A 24,988-nucleotide genomic window follows, 5' to 3' on the forward strand; every position below is an offset into this window, starting at 1 on the left:
AATCAATGAAGTAATATTTACATAAGCAACACAAAAGTTGTGAGCAAATAACAGCATTTTTACAAAACTTAAAAATAAGATTCTGGTTATAATAAAATATGGGAGAACATATCTTGATCACCGGAGCTACTGGAATGCTGGGTAAGGAATTAATGACTACCCTGCTGGCCCGTGGATACCGTATTTCCATTCTTGCCAGAAAACCACAGACTATTCCAAACGTGAATGTTTACCTCTGGGATGTATACCGGCAAAAAATTGATGCCAACTGCCTGAATGAGGTAGACAGCATTATACACCTTGCTGGAGAGAATATATCCAAGGGAAAGTGGACTGAAAAACGAAAAAAACAGATTATAGACAGCAGGGTATTATCTGCTGGCCTGCTGTATCAAACCATAGCTGCACATAAAAATCAGGTCAGGGATTTCATCTCTGCCTCTGCTGTGGGATATTATGGCGACAGGGGAGAAGAAATCCTGAATGAAGAAAGTGCAGCGGGAGATGACTTCCTTGCCGAAAGCTGTCTTCAATGGGAGTTTGCTGTAGACCAGGGCAAAGCCATGGGTTTAAGGGTGGTAAAAATCCGCACTGGTGTGGTCCTGAGTAAAGAAGAAGGTGCATTGCCTGCGATGGCAACACCGGTAAAATGGTTCGCAGGAGCAGCACTGGGTACAGGAAAACAATGGATTCCATGGATCCACCACCATGACATGACGCAAATTTATCTCCATGCCCTGGAAAATAAATCCATGAAAGGTGCTTACAATGCCTGTGCGCCGTTCCCTATCACAAATGCCTGTTTAACAAAAGCCATTGCTGCGAAATTGCACCGCCCGGTATGGCCATTTCATGTTCCTGAAAAGGTGATGAAGATTCTTCTTGGAGAGATGAGTGCAATCGTACTCAACAGCACCAACACTTCTGTTCAACATTTACTGGATACCGGATTTATATTCAATTTTACTTTGCTTGATAAGGCTTTATCCGATATTTACGGAGAATGAAGAAAGAAATAAACATTTGCTGGTTAAGAAGAGATTTAAGAATAACCGATAACGCCGCATTATATCATGCCTTAAAATCGGATAAACCGGTACTACTGGTGTTTATATTCGATAAAAATATCCTGAGCGACCTTACTGATAAAAGAGATCCCAGGGTAACTTTTATTTACCAGCAGTTGCTGAAGATCAAAGAAGAACTTCAGCGTAAAGGCTCCTCTATTTTAATCAAGTATGGTACCCCGGAGCAGGCATGGCAGGAAATCCTTAAGGAATATACCCTGAAGAGTGTGTACACCAATCATGATTATGAGCCTTATGCCCGGGAGCGTGATGATGCCCTTGCCGAATTTTTACGCTCGGAATCTATTCCATTTTACAGTTTCAAAGACCAGGTGATTTTTGAAAAAGATGAAGTCACCAAAGCCGATGGTAAACCCTATACAGTATTCACCCCTTATTACCGTGTATGGCAGAAAAAACTGGATGACTTCTATATGAAAGCTTATCCGGTAGAAAAATTCATGAAAAACCTGTTTCAGACCGATCAACTGACTTCACCATCCTTGTCAGATATAGGTTTCATTACATCAGATCAGCCATTCCCTTCAGCCAGCTTTGAGAAAAAATTAACCGCCTATGAAGAAAGAAGAGACTTCCCTTTCGACGATGCCACCACACATATTGGCTTACACCTGCGTTTTGGTACGGTAAGTATAAGAGAAGCCGCAAGGAAAGCAATGGAAGTTAAAGCAGATAAATGGCTTTCAGAACTGGCTTGGCGAGACTTCTATATGATGATCTTATGGCATTTTCCACAAGTAGCTACAAAATCATTTAAACCGGCATACGATAATATCAGATGGTTGAATGATGAAAAAGACTTCGAAGCCTGGAAAAATGGTAAAACAGGTTATCCTATTGTTGATGCAGGAATGAATCAGCTGAACCAGACCGGGTATATGCATAACCGGGTACGTATGATTGTAGGAAGTTTCCTTACGAAACACCTGCTGATAGACTGGCGTTGGGGAGAAGCTTATTTTGCAGAAAAACTGCTCGACTACGAAATGGCGAGTAACGTAGGCGGATGGCAATGGGCATGTGGTTGCGGCAATGACGCAGCTCCATATTTCAGGGTATTCAATCCGGAGCTACAGGCCAAAAAGTTTGATCCACAAAATAAATATATCTATCAATGGGCTCCTGAGTACAAGGAAGGAAAACAGCCAAAACCTATCGTTGACCATAATTTCGCCAGGGAAAGGATTCTGAGGGTATTTAAAGAAGCTTTAAACTAAAAACGAGGCCGTGTATTCATCGGCCTCGTTTTCTTTTATATGTCGCGTACTCCAAAGGAATTTTCCAACTTTTGAATGCTTAACGACAGCTTTTCATTTATACTATTCTCATTTTTTTATTGTAAAAACAACTAGTTATCTACGTCAGTAATTTCCACATCAAAATCTAAAACAGCATTGGCAGGAATAAGAACGCTACCCCCTGAATTTCCACTTGTTCCATAGCCGAGACGGGAAGGAATAAGCATTCGCATTTTACCACCTTTCTTTAGCTTTCCAGGAATAGTTTTGATCCAGCCCTGAATAGTAGAACTCAAAATCGTGGAGTATGAAGTACTGCTATCAAATACAGTTCCATCCAATAATCTTCCTGTAAAGGCTACGGAAATCTTAGAAAATCTATCTATGACCGCACTATCTCCTACTGCTGTTATGCTGTAGTTTACACCTGACTCATCAGCAATCATTGTGTTCAAGCCCTTTTCAGCAATATATTCTCTGATAATCCTGTCATCACGATCTGCCTGATTTTCATTATAAGTCGTAATGTAAAGATCGATATTTTCATTTGAGGAGATATTATAGGTCGTATTTCCATTCTTACCAAAAGCAAGATAGGAAGGCAACAAGATCCTTGCAGTTCCTCCGGGTTTAAGCTTCGTCATGACATCACGGATGGCAGGTATACTAAAGCTATTAAATGTATTCGTATACCCCACAAAGGTACGCAGATTACCATTCTTAGGCGAAGTGAAATAGGTGGTGCCATTATCCAGACCTTTTAATACGCCGTCATACAACACCGTATCTGTATTGGTGAAATAGGCATCGCCAGTACCTTCAGTTAAAACCTGATAATAATAACCTGTTTTATTGGGATCTTCCAACATACTGGTCAGGTTATTTTTTGCGATATAATCCTTTATTTTTGTGGCATCTACACTTTGAATTGACTCATAGTCTTTTTTACATGACCCCAAAAGAACTGTTAAGCCCAACAAGGCAAGTGTAAATCCTGATAACTTTCTAAGCATTATTTATATTAATTTATTGTTGTCTGTTTTTTTAAAGGTATGACTCTGATCAATCTGATATTGAAATCAAAGATAGAGTTCGCTGCTAAAGTATCTTTCGGGGCCCTCGGTGCTTCAATATTCTGATAGGCCATCGTTGAAGGAACGATAAGGCGTATCCTTCCTCCGGTTTTAATGAAAGGAATGCCTTTCATCCAGCCTTCTATAGCTGTATTAAAAACAAACCTTGTCGCAATGGAATCGATTTGAGTGGCAGTAGAATCATACAACCTTCCATCCAGATATCTCCCTACATAATGTAACAATACCGTATCCGTAAGGTTAGCCACCGTCACCCCAGTATCAGGCTCATTCAGGATCTGATAATACAGTCCATCACTGGTCCTTCTGAAATCTGACGATGATGCTCCTAGAAAAGTCCTGATGGAATCATCATCAATTGCTGCCTGAGCATCCCTGTCATATGGAGGATCACTCTTGCAGGCCATAAAAAAGCAAGCAAGCAACACTAACGCCCAAAAAGTTCTACTTTTCAACATATTGCACAAAAATACTCTTTTATTAGGGATGGCACAATATTTAACCAATTTTAACAAATAACAAAATTGCCCCTGCAAAACAGGGGCAATTTTGAGATCGGCTTTGAATCGTTTCTTATTGCTCGAATAATCCTTCCTACATCCAGGGGATAAAGGTTCCGAACCATCATTTTAAGAAAACCCAATTTTATAATTTAATAACAATATTTATTCGCAGCAATCAGTTGCTGTGCTACTTTTTGCCTCGCCTCTTTCACATTAAAAGCATCCATTTTGGTAAAGCGTTTCAATCCCACCAGCATCATCCGCTGTTCATCTCCTTCCGCAAAAGCCCATAATGCTTCTTTTCCGGCTTTAAACAAGGCATCAACTGCTTCCACAAAATAAATACGCATCATATGGAGCTGACCCTCACAGGCATCCTCACCACGCAGGCTCACCAATTTCTCTGTCCTCAACATCGCGGATTCAGCCACATATACATAACTGGCCATATCGGCAATATTCATTAAAATCTCCTGTTCTTTTGATAAACTCATCATCAGCTTCTGTACCGCAGCACCGGCAACCATTAAAGTTGCTTTCTTCAGGTTTTTAATCATCTTCTTTTCCGCCGCGAATAACGTATCATCTTCTTCGGCAAAATCGGGAATAGACATTAACTCCGCAGCTACAGCGGTAGCCGGTGTCATCAAATCTAACTCCCCCTTCATGGCACGTTTGAGCATCATATCTACGGTTAGTAACCTGTTGATCTCATTCGTTCCTTCAAAAATCCTGTTGATCCTGGCATCACGGTAAGCCCTGTCCATTGGGGCATCGGCAGAGAAGCCCATACCTCCATAAATCTGTACACCTTCATCAACCACATAATCCAATGCTTCAGAGCCCCATACTTTCAGAATTGCACATTCCACAGCAAACTGTTCAGTCGACTTCAGCTTCGCTTTGCTCGCATCCATACCTCCGGCAACCAATGTTTCATAGGCATCATCAATATTCTGGCCTGCACGGTAGTTGGCCGACTCCACAGCATATACTTTAGCAGCCATCTCCGCCAGTTTAAAACGTATGGCACCGTATTTTGAAATAGGACGGTCAAACTGAATTCTTTCGTTTGAATAATTAATTGCGGTACTGATTACCCCTTTAGAAGCACCAACGGCTGCTGCAGCAAGCTTAATCCTTCCAATGTTCAGGATATTTACTGCAATCTTAAACCCATTCTGACGATCAGAAAGCATGTTCTCAACAGGAACCTGGCAATCATTGAAGAACACCTGACGGGTAGAGGAACCTTTAATTCCCATTTTATGCTCTTCAGGATTCATCGTCACTCCGCCAAAATCACGTTCCACAATAAATGCAGTCAGGTTTTTATCATCCTCAATTTTAGCGAAAACAATAAAGATATCGGCGAAACCGCCGTTGGTGATCCACATTTTCTGTCCGTTGATCACGTAGTGTTTACCATCGGCAGAAAGCGCAGCTTTAGTTTTACCGGAATTGGCATCAGAACCTGAATTGGGTTCTGTCAGACAATAAGCGGCCTTCCATTCGCCTGTTCCCAATTTAGGAATATACTTTGCCTTTTGTTCTTCAGAACCATAATACAGGATAGGCAAGGTGCCAATACCAGTATGGGCAGATAAAGCCACCGCAAAAGAATGCCCGGCACCAATGACATCGGCAACCAGCATAGAAGTGTTAAAATTTTTGCCAAATCCACCAAATTCCTCCGGAATAGAAACCCCCAGTATTCCCAGTTCACCGGCTTTAGTCAGCAATGAAGGCATTAGTCCTTCTTCCAGTTTATCAATACGATCCAGATTCGGATACACTTCTGCCGTCAGAAAGTCACGGCAGGTTTGCGCAATCATCTGTTGTTCTTCATCAAATTCTTCAGGAATAAATACATCCTGGTAAGTGGTTTCCTTGATCAGGAACTCGCCACCTTTAACTGTTACTTTGTCTGTAGTTTCCATTATCTTATTTAATATGATCAATTATTTAAAGCATCTCAAACACTCCGGCCGCACCTTGTCCACTGCCCACACACATGGTAACCATCCCATATTTGCCCTGTGTGCGTTTCAGTTCATTGAACAACTGAACCGTAAGTTTCCCTCCTGTACAGCCCAGGGGATGACCAAGGGCAATGGCACCACCATTCACATTGAGCTTTTCTGTATTTAGCCCCAGGGTACGAATAATCGCCAGAGACTGGGAGGCGAATGCTTCATTCAGTTCAATCAGGTCCATTTGCTCCAATGTCAGTCCGGCTTTCTTTAGTGCCAGTGGAATCGCATCGATAGGTCCTATTCCCATAATTCTCGGAGGGACACCCACCACACCATAACTTACCAATCGTGCAATAGGATCTACACCAAGTTCCTTCAGTTTACTTTCTGAAACAACCAATACAAAAGCTGCCCCGTCAGATGTTTGGGAGGAATTACCGGCAGTAACGCTTCCAAAAGCATCAAATACAGGCTTAAGCTTCGCCAGTTTTTCGATACTGGTGTCTTCCCTCGGACCTTCATCGGTATCTACCACATAGGTTCTGCTTTTCTTTTTCATATCGCTGTCCAGATAATTTTCTGTTACAGTAACCGGTGCCACACCAGCCTTAAGGTGTCCGTTTTTTATTGCTTCAATTGCTTTCTGATGTGAATAATAGGCGAACTCATCCTGATCTTCCCTGCTCACTTTATATTCAGTGGCCACGGCCTCCGCAGTTAAACCCATTCCCCAGTACCAATCCGGATTTTTCTTTGCCACTTCCGCATTAGGAACTAGCTTCCAGCCGCCAAAAGGCATGCCCGACATCACTTCTACGCCTCCGGCAATAATACAGTCGGCCATTCCACTTTTAATTTTCGCCACTGCTGTAGCTATGGTATCCAGTCCTGATGCACAATATCTGTTTACGGTGACCCCCGGTACCTTATCCGTATCCAGCCCCATCAGCGACACCATACGACCAATATTTAGCCCCTGTTCTGCCTCCGGAGTTGCATTGCCTACAATCACATCATCTATTTGTTCCTTGTCCAGGTTGGGAACCGAAGCCACCAACTGTCTTATGACTTCAGCCGCCAGATCATCGGCCCTCGTAAAACGAAATACACCACGCGGGGCTTTGCCCACTGCTGTACGTAATCCTGCTATGATATATGCTTCCTGCATTGTCTTCTTTGTTATTTGGTTAAAACCTTTTAAAAATTACAGATCAAATATTTTTTAATCCAGCTCAAAAAAAATCACACCTCAAATGGTTAATTGCGGAGTGGTTTTCCTTTCGTTACGATACTCTGAATCCGCTCCAATGTTTTTCTTTCCCCGCAAAGTGATAAAAATGCTTCCCGCTCCAGGTCAAGCAGGTACTGCTCTGTAACTTCCGTTGGAGAAGACAAATCCCCCCCACACATAACCCAGCCCAGTTTTTCAGAGATCTTTTTGTCATGCTCAGAAATATAATGTCCGGAGTACATGGTATTTGCACCGGCATATACAATACCAAGTCCCTGTTTTCCCAATACCCTGATATCCTTGCGGCGCACAGGCTGCGTATATCCGGCATCTGCCAGCTCAATTGCCTTAGCCTTCGCATCTGCAATCAGCCTGCTGCGGTTCATACTGATCGCATATTTATCTTTCTGTAAATACCCAAGTTCAAAAGCTTCCACAGCTGAAGTGGATACCTTTGCCATACCAATAGTGAGAAAACGGTCTTTCAGGATATTCTGAACAATCTGATCGTCACTATATTCATCAGAGGCACGCAGCGCGAATTCCTTGCTGCCACCTCCACCAGGGATCACCCCAACACCAAATTCTACCAGACCCATATAGGTTTCTGCATTCAGTTGTACATGGTCGGCATGGAGGCTAAACTCACAACCACCGCCAAGCGTAAGGTTATGTGGTGCCACCACTACCGGAATTGAGGAATACCGGATACGCATAGAGGTATTCTGAAACATCCGCACGGCCAGATTCAGTTCTTCCCATTCCTGTTCCACAGCCATCATGAAAATCATTCCCACATTCGCCCCTGCTGAGAAATTAGCACCATCGTTACCAATCACCAAGCCGCGGTAATCTTTCTCTGCCATATCAATCGCCTTATTGATCGCCTGCAGTGTATCCCCACCAATCGTATTCATCTTGGAATGGAATTCCACATTCAGGATACCATCGCCCAGGTCAATGATTGATGCACCGGAATTTTTCCATATCGTTTTGTTCCCGCGTATATTGTCGAGGATAATAAACTCTTCCGCTCCGGGTAATGCCTTATAACTTTTCGAAGGGATATCATAATATTTTTTAATGCCATCCACCACCTTATAAAAAGCAGTATTTCCATCAGCAAGCATTTCATGAACCCATGCGGCTGCCTGATGGCCATATTTTTTCATGCCTTCCAGTGATTCGGCAACACCAACGGCATCCCATACTTCAAAAGGACCAAGCTCCCAGCCGAAGCCGGCACGCATGGCATCGTCAATACGATAAAGCTCATCAGAAATTTCAGGGATACGGTCGGATACATATTCAAACAATCCGAAGAAAGAATGTCTGAAAACCTCAGCAGCCTTGTCCTTGCCCGTTGCAAAAACCTTCATCCGGTCCCTTACATTTTCAATCGGCTTGGTCATTTCCAGGGTGGCCGATTTTATTTTCTGCTGCGGACGGTATTCCAGTGTTTTTAAATCCAATGCCAGGATCTCTGTTTTACCATCAGCTGTTTTTGTTTTTTTATAAAAGCCCTGTTTCGTTTTATCGCCCAGCCACTTGTTTTCTTCCATCTTCTTCACATATTCAGGAAGACTGAACAATTCATGGGCCTTATCATCAGGACAGTTGTCGTATAATCCTTTCGCGACTTTAATCATTGTATCCAAACCAACAACATCTGAAGTACGGAAAGTAGCCGATTTAGGCCTGCCCAATGCAGGACCTGTATATTTATCCACTTCCTCTACCGTCAACTCCAGTTTATCGACCAGGTGAAGCAAGGCCATAATAGCGTATACCCCCACTCTATTGGCAATGAAAGCTGGTGTATCTTTACACAATACGGTAGTTTTCCCTAAAAACTTATCCCCATAATGCATAAGGAAATCCACCAGCTCCGGTTGGGTATATGGAGTTGGGATAATTTCCAGCAGTCGCAGGTAACGCGGGGGATTAAAAAAATGGGTACCACAAAAATGTGCTTTAAAGTCATCAGACCGGCCTTCTGCCATCAGGTGAATCGGAATACCTGAAGTGTTTGAAGTCACCAGCGTACCTGGTTTACGGTACTTTTCTACCTGTTCAAACACCTTTTTCTTGATATCCAGGTTTTCTACTACGACTTCAATAATCCAGTCGTAACCGGAAATCTTAGCCATGTCATCGTCGAAGTTCCCGGTGCTGATTTTGCTGACTACCTTTTTAGAATATACAGGCGAAGGGTTAGTTTTAATCGCATTTTGTAATGCTGCATTGACCACACGGTTTTTCACCGCAGGTTGTGCCAGCGTCAGTCCCTTACCTTCTTCTTCAGGAGTCAGTTCTTTCGGTGCAATATCTAACAACAATACTTCTACACCTATATTCGCAAAGTGACAAGCAATGCGTGAGCCCATAATGCCGGAACCCAATACCGCTACTTTATTTATCTTTTTGTTCATCGTTTTCTGTAGTTACTGTATATGCTAACGTGAGTTTATTCAATTTCTGTAATACCTGTGTAAGGTTGTTTTTCTCCTGCACAGTCAGGTTGGCTGTCAGGTAATCGTTAAAAGATCTTACGACCCCTTTCGCCATCTGTCTTTTTTCTTTTCCGAAGTCTGTCAGGAAAACTTTGACGGATCTTTTATCTCCCGCGGAAGTTTCCCTGTAAATTAACCCATACTCTTCCATATTGTTCAGCATGCGCGACAGGCTGGTTGCCTTCACGCCAAGCAAGGCGGCAAGCTGTGATACTGCAGTACCTTCCTGATCGATGTTAATCAACATATAGCCAATAGCTTGTGTAATACCAAATCCCGAGGCAATCTGGTTGTAACTGTTCGACATGTTTTGCCAGACTACCTTCAACAGGTAATCTATTGTCTCTTGTTGTTTCATGAATTAATTGTCAATTTACTATGCTTGCATAACAAAGCTATCAAATAAAACGATAGCATCCAAGTGCGGAAAGAAAAAATAAAGGCCTTAAAAAAGGTTCAGGAATTCCGTCCGGAACACTAAAAAACGGGCAACTAACCTTTTGTTAATTGGTTGCTGGAGCCTTATAATCTTCAGCATCTTTATATACTTTTTCTATCAGTTCCTTGTTCTTCTCTAAAATAACTTTACGCTTCAAACTTAATTTCGGGGTAAGCTCACCACCTTCAATGCTCCATTCTGTGGCGAGCAGTGCAAAGCGTTTGACCTGCTCCCATTTACCGAAACCGACAGAACCATGTTCAATCTCTTTTTCAAATTTCTCCAGAACCTGCGGATTTTTGAGCATATCCTCATTACTGGAATAGTTGATTCCCTTGAACGATGCCCACGATTTCAACGCCGCGAAATTCGGCACAATCAAGGCCATAGGGAATTTACGGTTTTCACCCAATACCATGATCTGTTCGATGACTGTAGATTCCTTGTATTTATTTTCCAGCGTTTGCGGAGCGACGTATTTACCACCGGCAGTTTTAAAGATTTCTTTTTTGCGGTCTGTAATTTTCAGGAATTTTCCATCTATCAGTTCACCAATATCACCGGTATGGAACCATCCCTCAGCGTCAATAGTTTCAGCCGTAAGGTCGGGACGGCCATAGTATCCTTTCATGATATGATGTCCCCGTGTCAATACCTCGCCATCGGCTGCAATTTTAACTTCTACGCCGTTAATTGCAGGGCCTACAGTGCCAAACATGGTATGATCAAAGTAGTTTACTGTAATTACCGGGGATGTTTCGGTTAAGCCATAACCTTCAACCACCGGCATTCCTGCCGCCCAGAATATACGTGCAAGCCGCGGATTCAATGCGGCTCCACCGGAAACAATCACAATGATCTCGCCACCGAGGGCTTCCCTCCATTTTTTAAATACCAGTTTACGTGCAATGCCAAGCTGAAAATTATACCACCAGCTGTTTTTCATTTCGTACTTTTCAGCAAGTGCAACCGACCAGAAAAAGATCCTTCTTTTCATTCCGGTAAGCTCTTTGCCTTTCTCCATGATCTTATCATATACCTTTTCCAGTAAACGGGGAACCGTAGAAAAGGCATTGGGTTTAACATACTGGATATCGGCTACTATAGTTTCCATACTTTCTGCATAATACAACGCACCATCAGTAAAGAGATACAGATAGGTAATCATACGCTCAAAAATATGCGACAGCGGCAGGAAGCTGAGCACCTTTCTTACATCCTCCGGAAAGATCAGGGCCAGGTTTTTGAAATTCTGAACCAGGTTATTGTGTGTCAGCATCACCCCCTTCGGTGTACCTGTCGTTCCTGAGGTGTAAATCAGCGTAAGTACATCATCAGGCGTAACTTCAGACCGGTAGCTATCCAGATCAATATTGTTTATTGCCGCACCTGCATCTACCAGAGACATCCAGTTTTCTACGCCTTCCACTTCGTTGAAAGTATATAATTTAATAGCAGGGTTAACGGCGTCACATACCGGCTTCACTTTTTTATACAGCGCTTCATCGGCCACAAAGACGATGCTCACCTCTGCATTTTCCAAAATAAACTTGATGTCATGTTCTGCTAAAGTCGGATATAAGGGTACCTGATAGGCACCAAGTTGAGTGATGGCAAAATCTGTAACGTTCCACTCAGGCCTGTTTGAGGACATAACCGCTACCCTTGAAGTTTTTTTTACGCCCAAACTGACCAGTCCCTTACTGAGATGATCTACAGTATCGGAAAATTTCTGTGTACTATAGGTATTCCATACACCGTTTATTTTACCGCTAATAAATTCTTCTTTGGGAAATTTTTCTAGATTGTATTTGAGCAGATCAAATACTCTGGTTACAGTTACAGGCATAAAACGTTTATTAGTATTTGGTTAAATCTTATTATACAAACATATAAATTGGGAATATGTTGTCTTCCAAATCTAACAAATTATATCCTTTATCAAAATCTCTGTAAGCTGCACTTATTCTCTCAGCGCCGGACTAAAAACAGCGTTGAATAAAAGCGAAGCCCAATATAAAACAATGTTAATTTATATACCTGTATGATGAATGCCTGGAAAAGGTACAGAAATAGTTCGGTACTGGAGGATTAATAAGCAGATATTCAACCTACATTGCAGGAGGTTGAGCACTCCGCAGACGTTCAAGTACGGTTTCTCCTCCGCCGGTTTACCCTAAACCAAATACGAGTAGTTACCAACCAACATATAGACATTTCCCCCTCATTTCAATGGGCATCTGTTATGATTCCATGGTCATGCGCAGAGAATTCATCAAAATCCCTCCAAAAGAAGCAAACGGCATAATAATTGTTAACACGAAAACATACATTAAAACAAACCCAATTAATTATGAAAAAAGTATTTACTATACTTTGCTTAGCCGTAATCGCAACGTTTGCGATTCAATTTTCTTCTAAAGCTCAGGACTATGACAACGCAATCGGTGGTCGTTTTGGTGCCGCAAATGGTGTAACCTTCAAAACTTCACTTGGTGATAATAAGATGATTGACCTGATTGCTAACTTCAGATCAAATGATAATTACAGGTATTTCAGAATCACAGGTTTATATGAAGTATACAAACCTATACAGAATGCTGCAGGCTTAAACTGGTACTATGGTGCAGGTGCAAGTATCGGTACAGCAAAATGGAGACACTTTGATAACCGTTCGAGTGACCTTTACCTTTCGGTAGATGGTGTATTGGGTCTGGATTACAAATTTGTCGATGCCCCTATTAATATTTCATTGGACTGGAAACCTGCAATTGAATTGACACCAGATACAGACTTTGATGCCTCAGGTGTTGGACTGTCCCTGCGTTTTACGTTCTAGGAAAGTACGCCCATAAAAAAAGAACCTGTGACAATGATGTTACAGGTTCTTTTTTTGAATAGACAGAAGGAATTAAACCCCCAGCCACTTCTTTAATACCGCAAGCTGTTCATCATTCACATTTTTATCCATTAATGGAACAAGACTAACATTAGGTGTTGTTTTCAAGGTCACACTGATCATCTTCTCTATTCCGTCCCTGCTGATTTTAATCTTTACCACATCGCCGACTTTTTTGTTAACAATTTCAGGCATTCTTTCCACTGGTCCCTGAGGAGCTACACCATCCACGCTGATCACATCATCATTTACATTCAATCCATCAACCCAAGCTGCAGATCCACGCGACACAGAAGCGACTGCCACTCCCAGAGCTGATCTTTTAGAAGAAATCCCAAGGTAAGGAATCGGCTTTCCGGCATTCTGGTCTTCTAGTTTAATACCAGCATACCCGAAATATTTAGCATACTCCACAGGATGGGTACCATTTACATACTTCGCCCAGAAATCCGTAAAGCTGATACCGCTGATTTTTTCTACCATGGCTTTAAACTCTGAATCAGTATACCCTTTTCCTGTAGCTTTACATTGCAGGTACATTGCCTTCATTACATCATCCAGACTAGACTTGCCTTTGGTTGCATGTGCAATCTCCAGGTCCATTAATAATCCGACTACCTCCCCCTTACTGTAGTAAGAAACGCTGGTATTATTTGAATTTTCATTAGGCCTGTATTGTTTTATCCAGGAATCAAAACTTGCTTCAGCAGCCGACTGCACCTTGGCACCCGGGGTATTCATCACCGAGGATACGTTATTGGTAAGTACACCAATAAAATTCTCAAGCTTCCAGAATCCTGCCCGCAGCATAAACTTGTTCTCATAATAAGCGGTAAAACCTTCAGCGATCCACAGATCTGTAGTATAGTTCTCATTTTCATAATCGAACGGGCCTAATGCTACAGGGCGTAATCTTTTCACATTCCATAAATGATGGTATTCATGGGCCACCAGGCTTAAAAAGCCAAGGTAACCTTCTTCATCTTTGTACTGATCTCTCGAAGCACCCAGAACCGTAGAGTTTAAATGCTCCAGGCCACCGCCCCCACTGGAGAAATTGTGTACAATAAACGTATAATTCTTATTCGGATTTTCTCCATAAACAGCAGTGATCTTATCAATAACTTTCGGCAAGTCCTTTTGTAACCGCTTGATGTCATAATTACCACCACCGTACATCGCCATTTCATGTTTTACACCTGAGGCCATAAATTCAAACACTTCCTGGTTCCCAACTTCTATAGGGCTGTCAAATAAGATGTCAAAATCCTTTGCGATATAGGTAAATTCCTGACCTGGCACCGCTGGCAAACCCGTAGAAACTTTAGTCCAGCCTTTGAAAGGAATAATTTTTACTGTACTCGGAGAAGACAGCAGCTGATCAGGATACATGAAAATTCCTGTAGAGGAAAGGAAAGCATGACTGTCATCTATGAACGGAGTACGCACAGAGACTTCATTGCCATATACCCTGTAATTGATCTTTACCGATTTTTCATTGCCATTGTAGATTCTCCAGGTATTCTTTTTTGTTTTCTCCAGCTTCAGGGTTTTACTTCCGGAAACGGCTTTAAAATCTTCTACATTTTTAGAGAATTCGCGTACAAGATAAGATCCTGGTGCCCATACCGGCATTTTCACATCTACATAATCTTTCGTTAATCCGGAGAGGTTCATCTCTACTTCCGCATAATGTGCCTGCGGTTCTTTAAAACTGATTTCATATCCGATTTTCACTTGTGCCCAGGCTGTAACAGCAAACGAACATAAAGCGAAAATTCCCAATGCGATTTTTTTCATTGATATAATGGTTTAATTTTTGTGTAATGGCTTTATTCTACGCAACAAATTTAATACTTATCCTTCTTTATACCCCTTAAAACGGGCAATAAGCTGTAACATCCTTAATACAAGTAAAACACACGCCAATATTTGAATATTTTTGACTTCTTAATATCGTTTTAATCACACACAATGAAACTAAAATACATCATTTATTCCGTCCTGTTTATTGGGATTGCTTATTTAATTTATCACAGGATAGCTGAAAATAAAAAAGTAGAAGGTGCCGGAGGAGGGGGAGGATCTAAAGGAGGGGCTGCATCAAGCTTAACAGTGGATGCTATAGTAGTAAAACCCGCATCCTTCATAGATAAACTGGAGGTAACCGGAACACTGGAAGCAAATGAATCGGTTTCTTTACAAAGTGAGGTTGCCGGACTTGTTACCGGAATATATTTTAAAGAAGGAGCCAGCGTGACCAAAGGCAGTTTGCTGGTAAAAATTAATGACCGTGATATTCAGGCACAGCTTCAGGAGGCCATGACCCGGCAAAGCCTGTCTTCCTCTAATGAAGACAGGGCAAAACAGTTGCTGCAAAAAGGAGCCATTAGCCAGGAGGAATATGATACTTCACTGGCAGATTTAAAATCTTTAAAAGCACAGGTACAACTCATCAGGGCACAACTGGCCAAGACCTCTATTATTGCCCCCTTCAGTGGAAAAGTAGGTTTACGCTCCATCTCAGTTGGTGAATATATTACCCCTACCTCAGTCATAGCCAATTTACTGAGCACAAATCCGATCAAAATCAACTTCTCTGTCCCTGAAAAGTATATGGGACAGATTAAGCTGAACTCTACCATCACCTTCCGTGTAGATGGTTCCAGACAAATTTATACTGGAAAAGTCTTTGCCCTGGAACCAGGGATAAATGCACAGACAAGAACCCTGCAGATCAAAGCACTTGCACAGAACAGCAACAATGAACTTTTACCGGGTTCATTTGCCAAAATATCCCTCGCACTCAGCACCGTTGAAGATGCAATTATGGTACCCAATGAAGCGATAATTCCCGTACTTAAAGGAAAAACTGTCTTTATCAGCAAAAATGGAAAAGCCAAACAGGTAGATGTTCAATCCGGTACCCGTACCGAGGAGAGTATCGTGATTACTTCAGGATTGAATCCCGGTGATACCGTATTAACAACTGGTGCCCTTTCCCTGAAAGAAGATGCAGCAGTAAAAGTTCACCTGGTTAATAATTAAGTTTTAGAAAATGAGTATTTCAACCACCAGTATAAAAAGGCCGGTACTGGCTATTGTCATGAACCTTGTCATCCTGCTTTTCGGGATTATCGGCTATAACTTTTTAGGTGTACGTGAGTTTCCCAATATCGATCCGACAGTAGTTTCTGTACGTACCTCCTACCCGGGGGCGAACTCCGACATTATTGAATCCCAGATCACAGAAGTACTGGAGAAATCTATTAATGGGATTGATGGAATCAGGAATATTTCCTCTTCCAGTAATAATGGAACAAGCAATATTACCATCGAGTTTAACCTCAATAAAAATATTGAAGAGGCAGCCAACGATGTGCGTGATAAGGTATCACAGGCCGCCAGAAGTTTACCGAGCGATATTGATGGTAACCCCGTGGTGAGTAAGGCCGATGCCAACTCCGATCCTATCATCACAATGACAGTTCAGAGTGCCAAAAGGAATCAGATGGAGTTAAGTGATTACGCAGAAAATGTAATCGCCGAAAGAATACAGACTATTCCCGGAGTCAGTGGTGTGCAGATTCAGGGCCAGCGGAAGTATTCCATGCGGATAAGAATTGATCCGGCAAAACTGGCCGCTTATGGATTAACCTCACAGGATATTGTTACCGCACTGGACAATGAAAATGTGGAGCTCCCTTCAGGTAAAATTACCGGAGCGAATACAGAGCTTATTGTAAAAACACTGGGTAAACTGACGGATGCCAACCAGTTTAATAACCTGATTTTAAGAAATGACAGCAATAATGTGGTCAAATTGAAAGACATAGGCTATGCAGAACTGGGTTCTGAGAATGAAGAAACTATCCTTCGGGAGTCCGGACGACCAATGGTGGGTGTCGCCATTATTCCGCAACCAGGGGCCAATTACCTGGAAATCTCAAAAGAGTTTGAGAAAAGATTTGAGCAGCTGAAAAAGGATATGCCAAAAGACCTGAAGCTGAACGTTTCTATTGACAATACCTTATTTATTAAGAATTCTGTGACCGAAGTTGCAGAGACCATCATCCTTTCCCTGGTTCTGGTGATCCTCATTATTTATCTGTTCTTCCGGGATTGGGCAATTGCCTTCAGGCCACTGATTGATATCCCTGTTTCACTGGTCTTCACCTTCTTTATCATGTATGTTTTCGGATTCTCCATAAATGTGCTGAGTTTACTGGCCATTGTGCTGGCAACAGGTCTGGTGGTAGATGATGGGATTGTGGTTACAGAGAACATCTTTAAAAAAGTGGAAGAAGGGATGTCACCTTTCGAGGCAGCCATTAAAGGAGCCAATGAGATCTTTTTCGCCGTTATCTCCATCTCCATTACGCTGGCGGCAGTATTTCTACCTGTGGTATTTCTGGAAGGATTTGTGGGAAGGCTTTTCAGGGAGTTTGGCATTGTGATTGGTGCCGCTGTACTGATTTCAGCCTTTGTATCATTGACACTAACGCCCATGCTGAATGCCTACCTGATGAAAAAAACCGGTCATAAGAAGTCTAAGTTCTATGAAATGACTGAACCTTATTTCATGAAACTTAATGATAACTATGCAGAAAACCTGAATAAATTCCTGAAAAGAAGATGGCTGGCTGCGCCTATTATTGTTGCCTGCCTGGGACTGATTGTGCTTTTCTGGGGTATCCTTCCCAAGGAAACTGCTCCATATGATGACAGAAGTGCGATCAACATGAATGTCACTACACCGGAAGGGGCTTCATTTGCCTATACGGATAAGTTTATCATGAAAATTGCCCAAATGATCCAAGACTCTGTTCCGGAGAAAAAAGTAGCGATTACCATTACCTCCCCCGGTTTTGGTGGATCCGGTTCGACCAATAGTGGTTTTGTGAGAATGGTACTGACGGAACCTGGAAAACGCGACCGCAGCCAGGCAGAAATAGCGGATCAGCTAACCCGGATTACCAGGAAATATACCGAAGGAAAAGTATTGGTGACCCAACAACCAACCATATCTGTAGGACGAAGAGGGGGCTTGCCCGTGAGTTATATTATCCAGGCCCAGAACTTCGAGAAACTGAGGGAGAAAGTTCCCTTGTTTATGGATGAAGTGAGTAAAGATCCAACTTTTACCGTTTCTGATGTGAACCTTAAATTCAATAAGCCGGAAATCAACCTGACTATTGACCGCGATAAGGCCAGAAACCTTGGTGTCTCGGTCTCTGCCATTGCCCAGACCTTACAACTGGGATTAAGCGGACAGCGCTTTTCTTACTTCTTTATGAATGGGAAACAATACCAGGTCATAGGACAGTTTGATGTGGATAACCGTAAAGATCCGTTGGATTTAAGTTCCGTATATGTACGGAGTGAAAAAGGAGAACTGATTCAAATGGATAACCTCGTGACCGCAAAAGAAGAAAGTAGTCCCCCGCAACTCTACAGGAATAACCGTTTTATTTCCGCCACGGTATCGGCAGGCTTAGCACCCGGCAAAAGTATTGGTGACGGAATTGCAGCAATGGACAGAATCAGGGACAAGATACTGGATGAAACATTCTCGACAGATTTAAGTGGTGAATCACGCGATTTCCAGGAAAGTTCTTCTAACACCATGTTTGCCTTCGGACTGGCTATCCTGTTGGTATACTTAATTCTCTCCGCCCAGTTTGAAAGCTTTAAAGATCCTGTGATCATTATCCTTACTGTCCCTATGGCTGTTGCCGGAGCTTTTCTGTCCCTATGGCTATTCGGACAGAGCTGGAACATCTTTAGCCAGATCGGTACGATTATGCTCATCGGACTCGTAACGAAAAACGGAATCCTGATTGTAGAATTCGCCAACCAGCTGAAGGAAGAAGGAAAAAGTGTACATGATGCCATCCGGGAAGCTTCTGTTGCCAGGTTGAGGCCAATCCTGATGACGAGTCTTGCCATCGCTATTGGTGCACTGCCTATTGCAATGGCCTTGGGTGCCGCAGCAAAAAGCAGGATGGGTATGGGTATTGTGATTGTTGGGGGAACGATCTTTTCACTGGTACTAACCCTCTTTGTCATCCCATCAATTTATTCTTACTGGTCTAAAGAACACAAAACAAATAACGAATTGCAGGAATCATTAAAAGCAGCATTAGCTGAAGAAAACAATTAACTGCTTAATCAGAACCGCATGAATATCAAAAATTTCATCTGCTCCTTAGCTTTCCTTTTTACGGGCACGCAGTTCGTAATGGGACAGGATACACTCAGTCTGGAGCAGGCCATTACTATGGCACTTCAAAATAACTACGACATTAAACTGGTGAGTAATGATGTACAAATTGCAAAAAATAATGTAAACATAGGTAATGCCGGAATGCTTCCAAACATAGGGGGTACTTTTGATAATGGCGGGAGCATACAAAATACGATTCAAACACCTGCTACGGGAGATGAAAGAAGGGCAAATGGCGTACGCAGTACCAATTTTGGATACGGTGTAGCACTGAACTGGACTATCTTTGATGGTTTCCAGATGTTTGCCAACTATGATCGGCTGAAGGAACTGCAAAAACAGGGCGAAGTGACAGCTAAAGCAACCATATTGAGCACAGTCTCTGCTACAGTCTCTTCTTACTTTGCCGTAGCAAGACTGCAGCAACTGGTACATGCGACTGACAGTGCCCTGATTATTTCAAAACTAAGGGTAACGATTGCTGAAAATAAACTTCAGATTGGCAGGGGCTCCAAGCTGGACGTGCTCACAGCAAAAGTAGATTACAATACTGACACCACTTTATATCTGCAGCAAAAAAACCTATTACAAACAGCTATGGTCACCCTGAACCAGGTAATGGCACGTGATCTCAATTCCACATTCACAGTAAAGGAGAAGATGAGCATTGATGCTCATCTGAAGTTGGCTGATCTTCGGGTGCAAACAACGCAGTTAAACCCCGATCTACAAAATGCTTTTATCAATAAAAAAATTGCTGAGCTAACGTTAAAACAGGTAAAGGGACAGCGTTACCCTGTCATTGGTGTTACCGGCGGATTAAACCATTCCAAAAGTACCAGCCCTACAGGATTTAACCAGAAATTCAGGGCCGACGGATTTACCTATGGGCTAACGGCGAGTATCAATGTCTTTAATGGTTTTTTACAAAGGCAAAACGAAAGAAATGCAAAAGTTCAGATCAGCTCTTCAGAATTGAATCTTGAAAAAACCAGTCAGGATGTCACTGCGCTCTTACTTTCAACCTACAATAATTATACGACCAACCTGGATTTGCTCAAAGTAGAAACCGGCAATGTAGAACTGGCCAAACAGAATCTTGATATCACATTTGATAAATACAGGCTCGGAAATATAAGTCCCCTGGAATTAAGGGAAGCGCAAAGAAACTCCATTAATGCCATCATCAGATTTCTGGATGCAGAATACCAGGCAAAACTGACTGAAATCAGCCTCAAAGAGATCAGTGGTACTTTAAATATTCAATAAGATGATTACTTTTGATAATTATGATATTAGTAGCAGATAGCGGATCCACTAAAACCGATTGGATGGGATACTCCCCTGAAAAGAATATAAGTTTTAGTACTCAGGGCATCAATCCGTATTTTTTAAATGCACAGGACATCTTCAAAATTTTTTCAAAAATGAAAGAGCTGGAAGACGTTGCAGCCACTGTAAAAGAAATTTATTTCTATGGTGCAGGCTGTTCATCACCAGATAAACATGAAGTGATCTCCAATGGCCTATCCTTGTTTTTCACCAATGCATACATTAGTGTAGATGATGATCTCATGGGATCTGCTTATGCCACCTGCGGAGATAAAAAGGGTCTCATTTCTATTCTGGGCACCGGATCCAATGTTTCCTATTTTGATGGCATGACGGTATCTGAGAGTAATTACGGACTTGGTTATATCCTGGGTGATGAAGGAGCCGGAACGTATTTCGGAAGAAAGATGATCACCAGCTATCTGTACAACCAGATGCCGGAAGAATTGAGGGTACAGTTTGCTGCTGAATTCAATGCCGACAGGGAAACCATTATTACCAATGTATACCAGAAACCCTTCCCAAATACTTATCTGGCAGGGTTCAGCAGATTCATGTATAAACACAGGGAACATCCTTTTATCATCAGCACCCTGATGGATGGCTTTCAATATTTTATAGATACCAATCTCAAGAGTTTCCAGGATTACCAGGAACTGAACTGTCACTTTGTAGGATCCATCGCTTTTTACTACGAAGACATCCTAAGACAAACTTGTGAGAAGAATGGGATACATGTTGGAAAAATCCTTCAGAAACCTATCGAAGGGATTTTCAATTATATTTTAAAGAGAGAAGGTATAACCGTATAGGTTATACCTTCTCTCTTATATTCTTTTTTCTATTTCAATCCGTACTGTTTCTGCAATACATTCCAGTTGTTTTTGCTCTCCGTCTGTAAATTTCCTAGGTTTTGTATCTAGAATACAGACCACACCAATATTGAAACCCTCACTGGTTTTAATGGGTGCTGCCGCATAAAAGCGGAAACCATGTTCCCCCGCAAAAAGAGGATTCGATAACAGCAAAGGATCTGTCAAAAAATCTTCAAAGACTGTTACCCGATCCTTAAGGATAGCCAATGAGCATAAACTCGATCCGCGTTCAGCACCTCCATCTATATCGTCATCATTATTTGCCTTCATCCACACATTGTCTTTATCAACGAAATTGATCATGGCCAATGGAGCGCCGAAACTCGTTGCGGCACCCGCAGCCAGCTGATCTAAGATAGGATCTGACTGGGTATATAGGATTTTGTATTTTTTCAGGTTCTCTAAACGCTCTTCCTCATTTTGTGGAATGATGTTCTTTCCAAATGTATTCTCCAAAATTAATTTGTTTTTATTGTTTTGTTTAACTTCTCATAATGATGCAATTACTATACCTTTTTTAAACATTCAAAATTAAATCCAACACCATAATAGAGTATACAGGAGGCCATTAACTCATTTTTCCCAATAAATTGTTTTAGTAAAATCAGTTTAAACGTCCTTTTACTTCATGAGGTTCTAAGTTTTTATCGTGCCTACATAAACATCCATACTCTAGCTATAATAAAACCCCGTTATTGTGTGATTTTTTACATCTTCCAGGGATAATCAATTTTTTGTCAAATATTTGTTTCAGGATCAAAAAAGACATATTTGACGGACATCAATACGAACAGATAATTGATGTCCATATAAATAATCATTCATTTTTCAGGTCATTCCTGGCCCGCTTCTTCGAAACCTATGAACTGCCAGATACCTTTCGCATCTTTCCTGAAAAAAACTTTGTAACTTGAATTGGGAGGCAGGGTAAAATGAAAATATAATTCCTTCTGCTCTTTATCCTTAGGTATAAAGCTGGGAAGTAATGTATTAGCTATCGCTTCGATTTTTTGTTTAATTTCCATATAAGAAGGTTCTTTTCTGGCGGTAAAAGTATAAATTCTTTAAACAGCTTCATGGCATTAAAGTTGTTAAGGAATGATTTTTAATCTATGGGCAGAATACTTGTTGTTGAAGACGATCCCGATCTACTGGAGGTCGTCCAACTAATTTTAGAATCAAATAATCATAAAGTTTTCCCTTTAATGAATGGAAGGCCAATATTCAGAATTATTGAAGAATTTAAACCTGACCTTATTCTAATGGATATTAAGCTTGATGGTATGGATGGAAGGGCTATTTTTAAGGAGATAAGAACGAGAGAGAATACTGCTCATCTTCCGGTGATCCTCACTTCAGGAGGTTTTTCTGAGGACTATATCATGAGGGAACACCATACTTCTGATGGTTACCTAAAAAAGCCTTTCGAAATGTCTGCCATGCTGGAGAAGATTGACAGTCTCCTCTGACAATAGCTACAAAATTGATTTCTTATTTAAAAATGGAACAGGACGTTTAAAAACGCCCTGTTCTGCTATGATTGGGTGTTATTTTCTAGTGACTTTAAATTCTGTTCTTCTGTTCAGCTGACGTCCTTCCGGATTGTCAGATCCGTCCTTATGCTGGTTCGGTGCTACCGGCATACTAAGTCCATAGCCTTTACTTCTCATCCTGCCTGCAGAAATTCCTTTAGCAATAAGGTAATCTACACATGACTTTGCCCTTCTGTCTGACAAATCGAGGTTATATGCTGCAGAACCTATATTATCAGTATGTGCACTCAATTCAATCTCCATAGTCTCATTATCTTGCATAATCAGATACAGCTGATCTATGATTGCTCTTGAAGTTTCGGTAAGTTCCGCACTGTTAAATTCATACAATACATCCTTCAGCACAATAGGGATTCCGATTTTGAATGGTGTAAGACAAAATTCAGTGTTCATCAGCGTATCCATTTTGGCAAGGTCATCATAACTATAGGTCAACACCTTTTTAAAGAAGTTTTCCTTTTCACCGCTGAGTTTAACCTCCCTGTTAGAGTTGATCTTAAATCTGTATTTCCCATCGGCACCTGTGGTCATGCGCATCTTCTGCGTAGAATCTGACAATGTGACCAATGCACCTTCCAGGGGAAGTTTGGTCTTACAATTAAATAAGGTTCCCTGTATAGTGATATATTCTTTTTTTACATGGAATATTTCCAGGCAGCATACCGACTCCCTGTCGGAACTGATATAACCTTCCGCGTCCTCATCATCAAGAGGGGTAAAATAAACGTCGTCTTTTGAAGAGTTGAAAGGATATCCAAGGTTCCGGGGTTCCGTCCAGCTGGTAAAATTCCCTTCACTTTCATAAAAATCAAGTCCGCCCATCCCTACTTTCCCATTACTGCTATACAACAGCTTTTTCGAAACGTAATTGTAATAAGGAGCCTGTTCATCTTCATCTGTATTAATCGTATTACCCATATTTACGGCCTGGCCCAGCGTACCGTCATCCCTTAACGAACAATACCAGAGATCATATTTCCCAAATCCTCCGGGCCTGTCTGACGAAAAAATCAGGTATTTACCATCCTTCGTGACAAAAGGCTGCATCGCATTAAAGCCGTTTACATTTACCTCAGGTCCAAGTTCTTTGGGCGCAGACCAGGTTTTGCCATTCCCCGTTCCAATATTTACGAGATAGATTTTGCGGGTTCCCTTATTTGTCCAGCTGGTCAGAAACATTAATTGTCCATTGGGATGGAATGCAGGGGCAGCATATTCCCTACCCTTCTCCACAGTACCTAACCGTTTTACTACGGTTGCTGCCTCGTTCGGGTTTCCTGAGGCCTCATAGATCGCGTTTAAGAAAGGGGTTTCCTTATGTGACACTTTCGTATTTGATTTTTCATCATCCAGCACAATCGTTTTATTTCCTACAGAAACAGGTCTGGAAGAGGTGAAATAAAAATTCTCATTGGAAAGAAGGGGGGTATAATTGGAACCTTTATCGTTAATCTGATTCATCAGTTTACTGAACTTGTAAAGACGGGGGTAACGCATTTCATAAATAGCAAAATTGCAGGAAGCAATCTCCAGTTTTGCTCTTGCTGAAAAATCATCCTTACTGGGATACTTCTTTAGAAACTCATTAAAAGCAACCAGTGCTTCAGAAAATTTTTGGTTAGAGCGCAGGCTTTCCCCATAATAAAAGCTGCCGAGTATATATTTGGCATCCCTGAAGTTTTTCGCTACGGCGTACCATTCTTCAGCCCCTTTAAAGTCATTGTACAACCTTAAAGAGGAAGCCAGCTGGTAGACACAGTATTCATAATCCGCACGTTTGGGACTTTCTTCTTTCACCTTATTTTCTGAGGCATAGGGAACGATAATCCCTGAGCTATCGGGTTTAAGATTCAATGCTTTTTTATAATATTCCGCCGCAGCATAATACTCTTTATTCTGGAAGTATACATCTGCAATTCTTTTGTTATTGGTTAAAGACTGCGCACTCACTGTAACGCAGGTTAAACCCAGGAGGAGCATTGAGAATGTGGAGAACAATATTTTAAATAGTTTCATACTGG

Annotated in this window: 19 protein-coding genes; 8 read left to right on the top strand and 11 right to left on the bottom strand. The window is 41.7% G+C overall.

Annotated features, from left to right (window positions below; translation table 11 throughout):
• The first annotated feature begins 98 nt into the window (after positions 1 to 98).
• Entirely contained in the window at positions 99 to 1,007 is a 909-nt protein-coding gene (locus ACSBL2_RS23645; protein WP_442589020.1) for a TIGR01777 family oxidoreductase, read from the top strand.
• Positions 1,004 to 2,305 carry a cryptochrome/photolyase family protein gene (locus ACSBL2_RS23650; RefSeq protein ID WP_442589021.1) on the top strand — a complete coding sequence of 434 codons (1,302 nt, stop codon included), beginning with the start codon at positions 1,004 to 1,006 and terminating at the stop codon, positions 2,303 to 2,305. Before ACSBL2_RS23645 ends, ACSBL2_RS23650 begins: the two co-directional genes overlap by 4 nt.
• A gap of 131 nt (positions 2,306 to 2,436) precedes the next feature.
• Here ACSBL2_RS23650 and ACSBL2_RS23655 read toward each other — a convergent pair whose 3' ends face one another.
• From ACSBL2_RS23655 to ACSBL2_RS23685, 7 genes are all read right to left on the bottom strand, one after another.
• Complete coding sequence (locus ACSBL2_RS23655; protein WP_442589022.1) at positions 2,437 to 3,339, bottom strand: FKBP-type peptidyl-prolyl cis-trans isomerase; 903 nt, start codon at positions 3,337 to 3,339, stop codon at positions 2,437 to 2,439.
• An 8-nt stretch (positions 3,340 to 3,347) separates the two neighbouring features.
• Entirely contained in the window at positions 3,348 to 3,827 is a 480-nt protein-coding gene (locus ACSBL2_RS23660) for an FKBP-type peptidyl-prolyl cis-trans isomerase (protein ID WP_442589023.1), read from the bottom strand.
• A gap of 245 nt (positions 3,828 to 4,072) precedes the next feature.
• The gene (locus ACSBL2_RS23665; RefSeq protein WP_442589024.1) at positions 4,073 to 5,863 is read right to left on the bottom strand and encodes an acyl-CoA dehydrogenase family protein; all 1,791 of its coding nucleotides are present in this window, start codon (positions 5,861 to 5,863) and stop codon (positions 4,073 to 4,075) included.
• A 25-nt stretch (positions 5,864 to 5,888) separates the two neighbouring features.
• Positions 5,889 to 7,067 (bottom strand): acetyl-CoA C-acyltransferase, encoded by a 1,179-nt coding sequence (locus ACSBL2_RS23670; protein WP_442589025.1) that lies wholly within the window; start codon positions 7,065 to 7,067, stop codon positions 5,889 to 5,891.
• A gap of 89 nt (positions 7,068 to 7,156) precedes the next feature.
• Positions 7,157 to 9,562, bottom strand: a complete 2,406-nt coding sequence (locus ACSBL2_RS23675; RefSeq protein ID WP_442589026.1) for a 3-hydroxyacyl-CoA dehydrogenase NAD-binding domain-containing protein — start codon at positions 9,560 to 9,562, stop codon at positions 7,157 to 7,159.
• Entirely contained in the window at positions 9,543 to 10,001 is a 459-nt protein-coding gene (locus ACSBL2_RS23680) for a MarR family winged helix-turn-helix transcriptional regulator (protein ID WP_442589027.1), read from the bottom strand. The genes ACSBL2_RS23675 and ACSBL2_RS23680 overlap by 20 nt, the downstream gene beginning before the upstream one ends.
• A gap of 145 nt (positions 10,002 to 10,146) precedes the next feature.
• Positions 10,147 to 11,931 (bottom strand): AMP-dependent synthetase/ligase, encoded by a 1,785-nt coding sequence (locus ACSBL2_RS23685; RefSeq protein ID WP_442589028.1) that lies wholly within the window; start codon positions 11,929 to 11,931, stop codon positions 10,147 to 10,149.
• Positions 11,932 to 12,435: 504 nt separating this feature from the next.
• Between ACSBL2_RS23685 and ACSBL2_RS23690 the strand changes: the two genes are divergently transcribed.
• A complete protein-coding gene (locus tag ACSBL2_RS23690) occupies positions 12,436 to 12,921 on the top strand; it encodes a hypothetical protein (protein ID WP_442589029.1) in 486 nt (161 codons plus the stop codon).
• 72 nt (positions 12,922 to 12,993) lie between these two features.
• Here ACSBL2_RS23690 and ACSBL2_RS23695 read toward each other — a convergent pair whose 3' ends face one another.
• Positions 12,994 to 14,781, bottom strand: a complete 1,788-nt coding sequence (locus ACSBL2_RS23695) for a M61 family metallopeptidase (protein WP_442589030.1) — start codon at positions 14,779 to 14,781, stop codon at positions 12,994 to 12,996.
• A gap of 174 nt (positions 14,782 to 14,955) precedes the next feature.
• Between ACSBL2_RS23695 and ACSBL2_RS23700 the strand changes: the two genes are divergently transcribed.
• The 4 genes from ACSBL2_RS23700 to ACSBL2_RS23715 are packed head-to-tail and all read left to right on the top strand — an operon-like array spanning position 14,956 to position 21,351.
• Positions 14,956 to 16,029 (top strand): efflux RND transporter periplasmic adaptor subunit, encoded by a 1,074-nt coding sequence (locus ACSBL2_RS23700; RefSeq protein WP_442589031.1) that lies wholly within the window; start codon positions 14,956 to 14,958, stop codon positions 16,027 to 16,029.
• Between the two features lie 10 nt (positions 16,030 to 16,039).
• Positions 16,040 to 19,144 (top strand): efflux RND transporter permease subunit, encoded by a 3,105-nt coding sequence (locus ACSBL2_RS23705; RefSeq protein WP_442589032.1) that lies wholly within the window; start codon positions 16,040 to 16,042, stop codon positions 19,142 to 19,144.
• A gap of 18 nt (positions 19,145 to 19,162) precedes the next feature.
• Entirely contained in the window at positions 19,163 to 20,476 is a 1,314-nt protein-coding gene (locus tag ACSBL2_RS23710; RefSeq protein ID WP_442589033.1) for a TolC family protein, read from the top strand.
• 20 nt (positions 20,477 to 20,496) lie between these two features.
• Entirely contained in the window at positions 20,497 to 21,351 is an 855-nt protein-coding gene (locus tag ACSBL2_RS23715) for an N-acetylglucosamine kinase (protein WP_442589034.1), read from the top strand.
• Positions 21,352 to 21,366: 15 nt separating this feature from the next.
• Here ACSBL2_RS23715 and ACSBL2_RS23720 read toward each other — a convergent pair whose 3' ends face one another.
• On the bottom strand, positions 21,367 to 21,870 hold the full coding sequence (locus ACSBL2_RS23720) for a GAF domain-containing protein (protein ID WP_442589035.1): 504 nt from the start codon (positions 21,868 to 21,870) through the stop codon (positions 21,367 to 21,369).
• A gap of 377 nt (positions 21,871 to 22,247) precedes the next feature.
• Positions 22,248 to 22,439 carry a hypothetical protein gene (locus tag ACSBL2_RS23725; RefSeq protein WP_442589036.1) on the bottom strand — a complete coding sequence of 64 codons (192 nt, stop codon included), beginning with the start codon at positions 22,437 to 22,439 and terminating at the stop codon, positions 22,248 to 22,250.
• Positions 22,440 to 22,526: 87 nt separating this feature from the next.
• Between ACSBL2_RS23725 and ACSBL2_RS23730 the strand changes: the two genes are divergently transcribed.
• Positions 22,527 to 22,883, top strand: coding sequence for a response regulator (locus ACSBL2_RS23730; protein ID WP_442589037.1), 357 nt, complete (start codon positions 22,527 to 22,529; stop codon positions 22,881 to 22,883).
• Between the two features lie 78 nt (positions 22,884 to 22,961).
• Here ACSBL2_RS23730 and ACSBL2_RS23735 read toward each other — a convergent pair whose 3' ends face one another.
• The gene (locus tag ACSBL2_RS23735) at positions 22,962 to 24,983 is read right to left on the bottom strand and encodes an OmpA family protein (protein WP_442589038.1); all 2,022 of its coding nucleotides are present in this window, start codon (positions 24,981 to 24,983) and stop codon (positions 22,962 to 22,964) included.
• Between the last annotated feature and the right edge of the window lie 5 nt (positions 24,984 to 24,988).

This window comes from Pedobacter sp. AW31-3R (assembly GCF_052180285.1).
GTDB lineage: Bacteria > Bacteroidota > Bacteroidia > Sphingobacteriales > Sphingobacteriaceae > Pedobacter.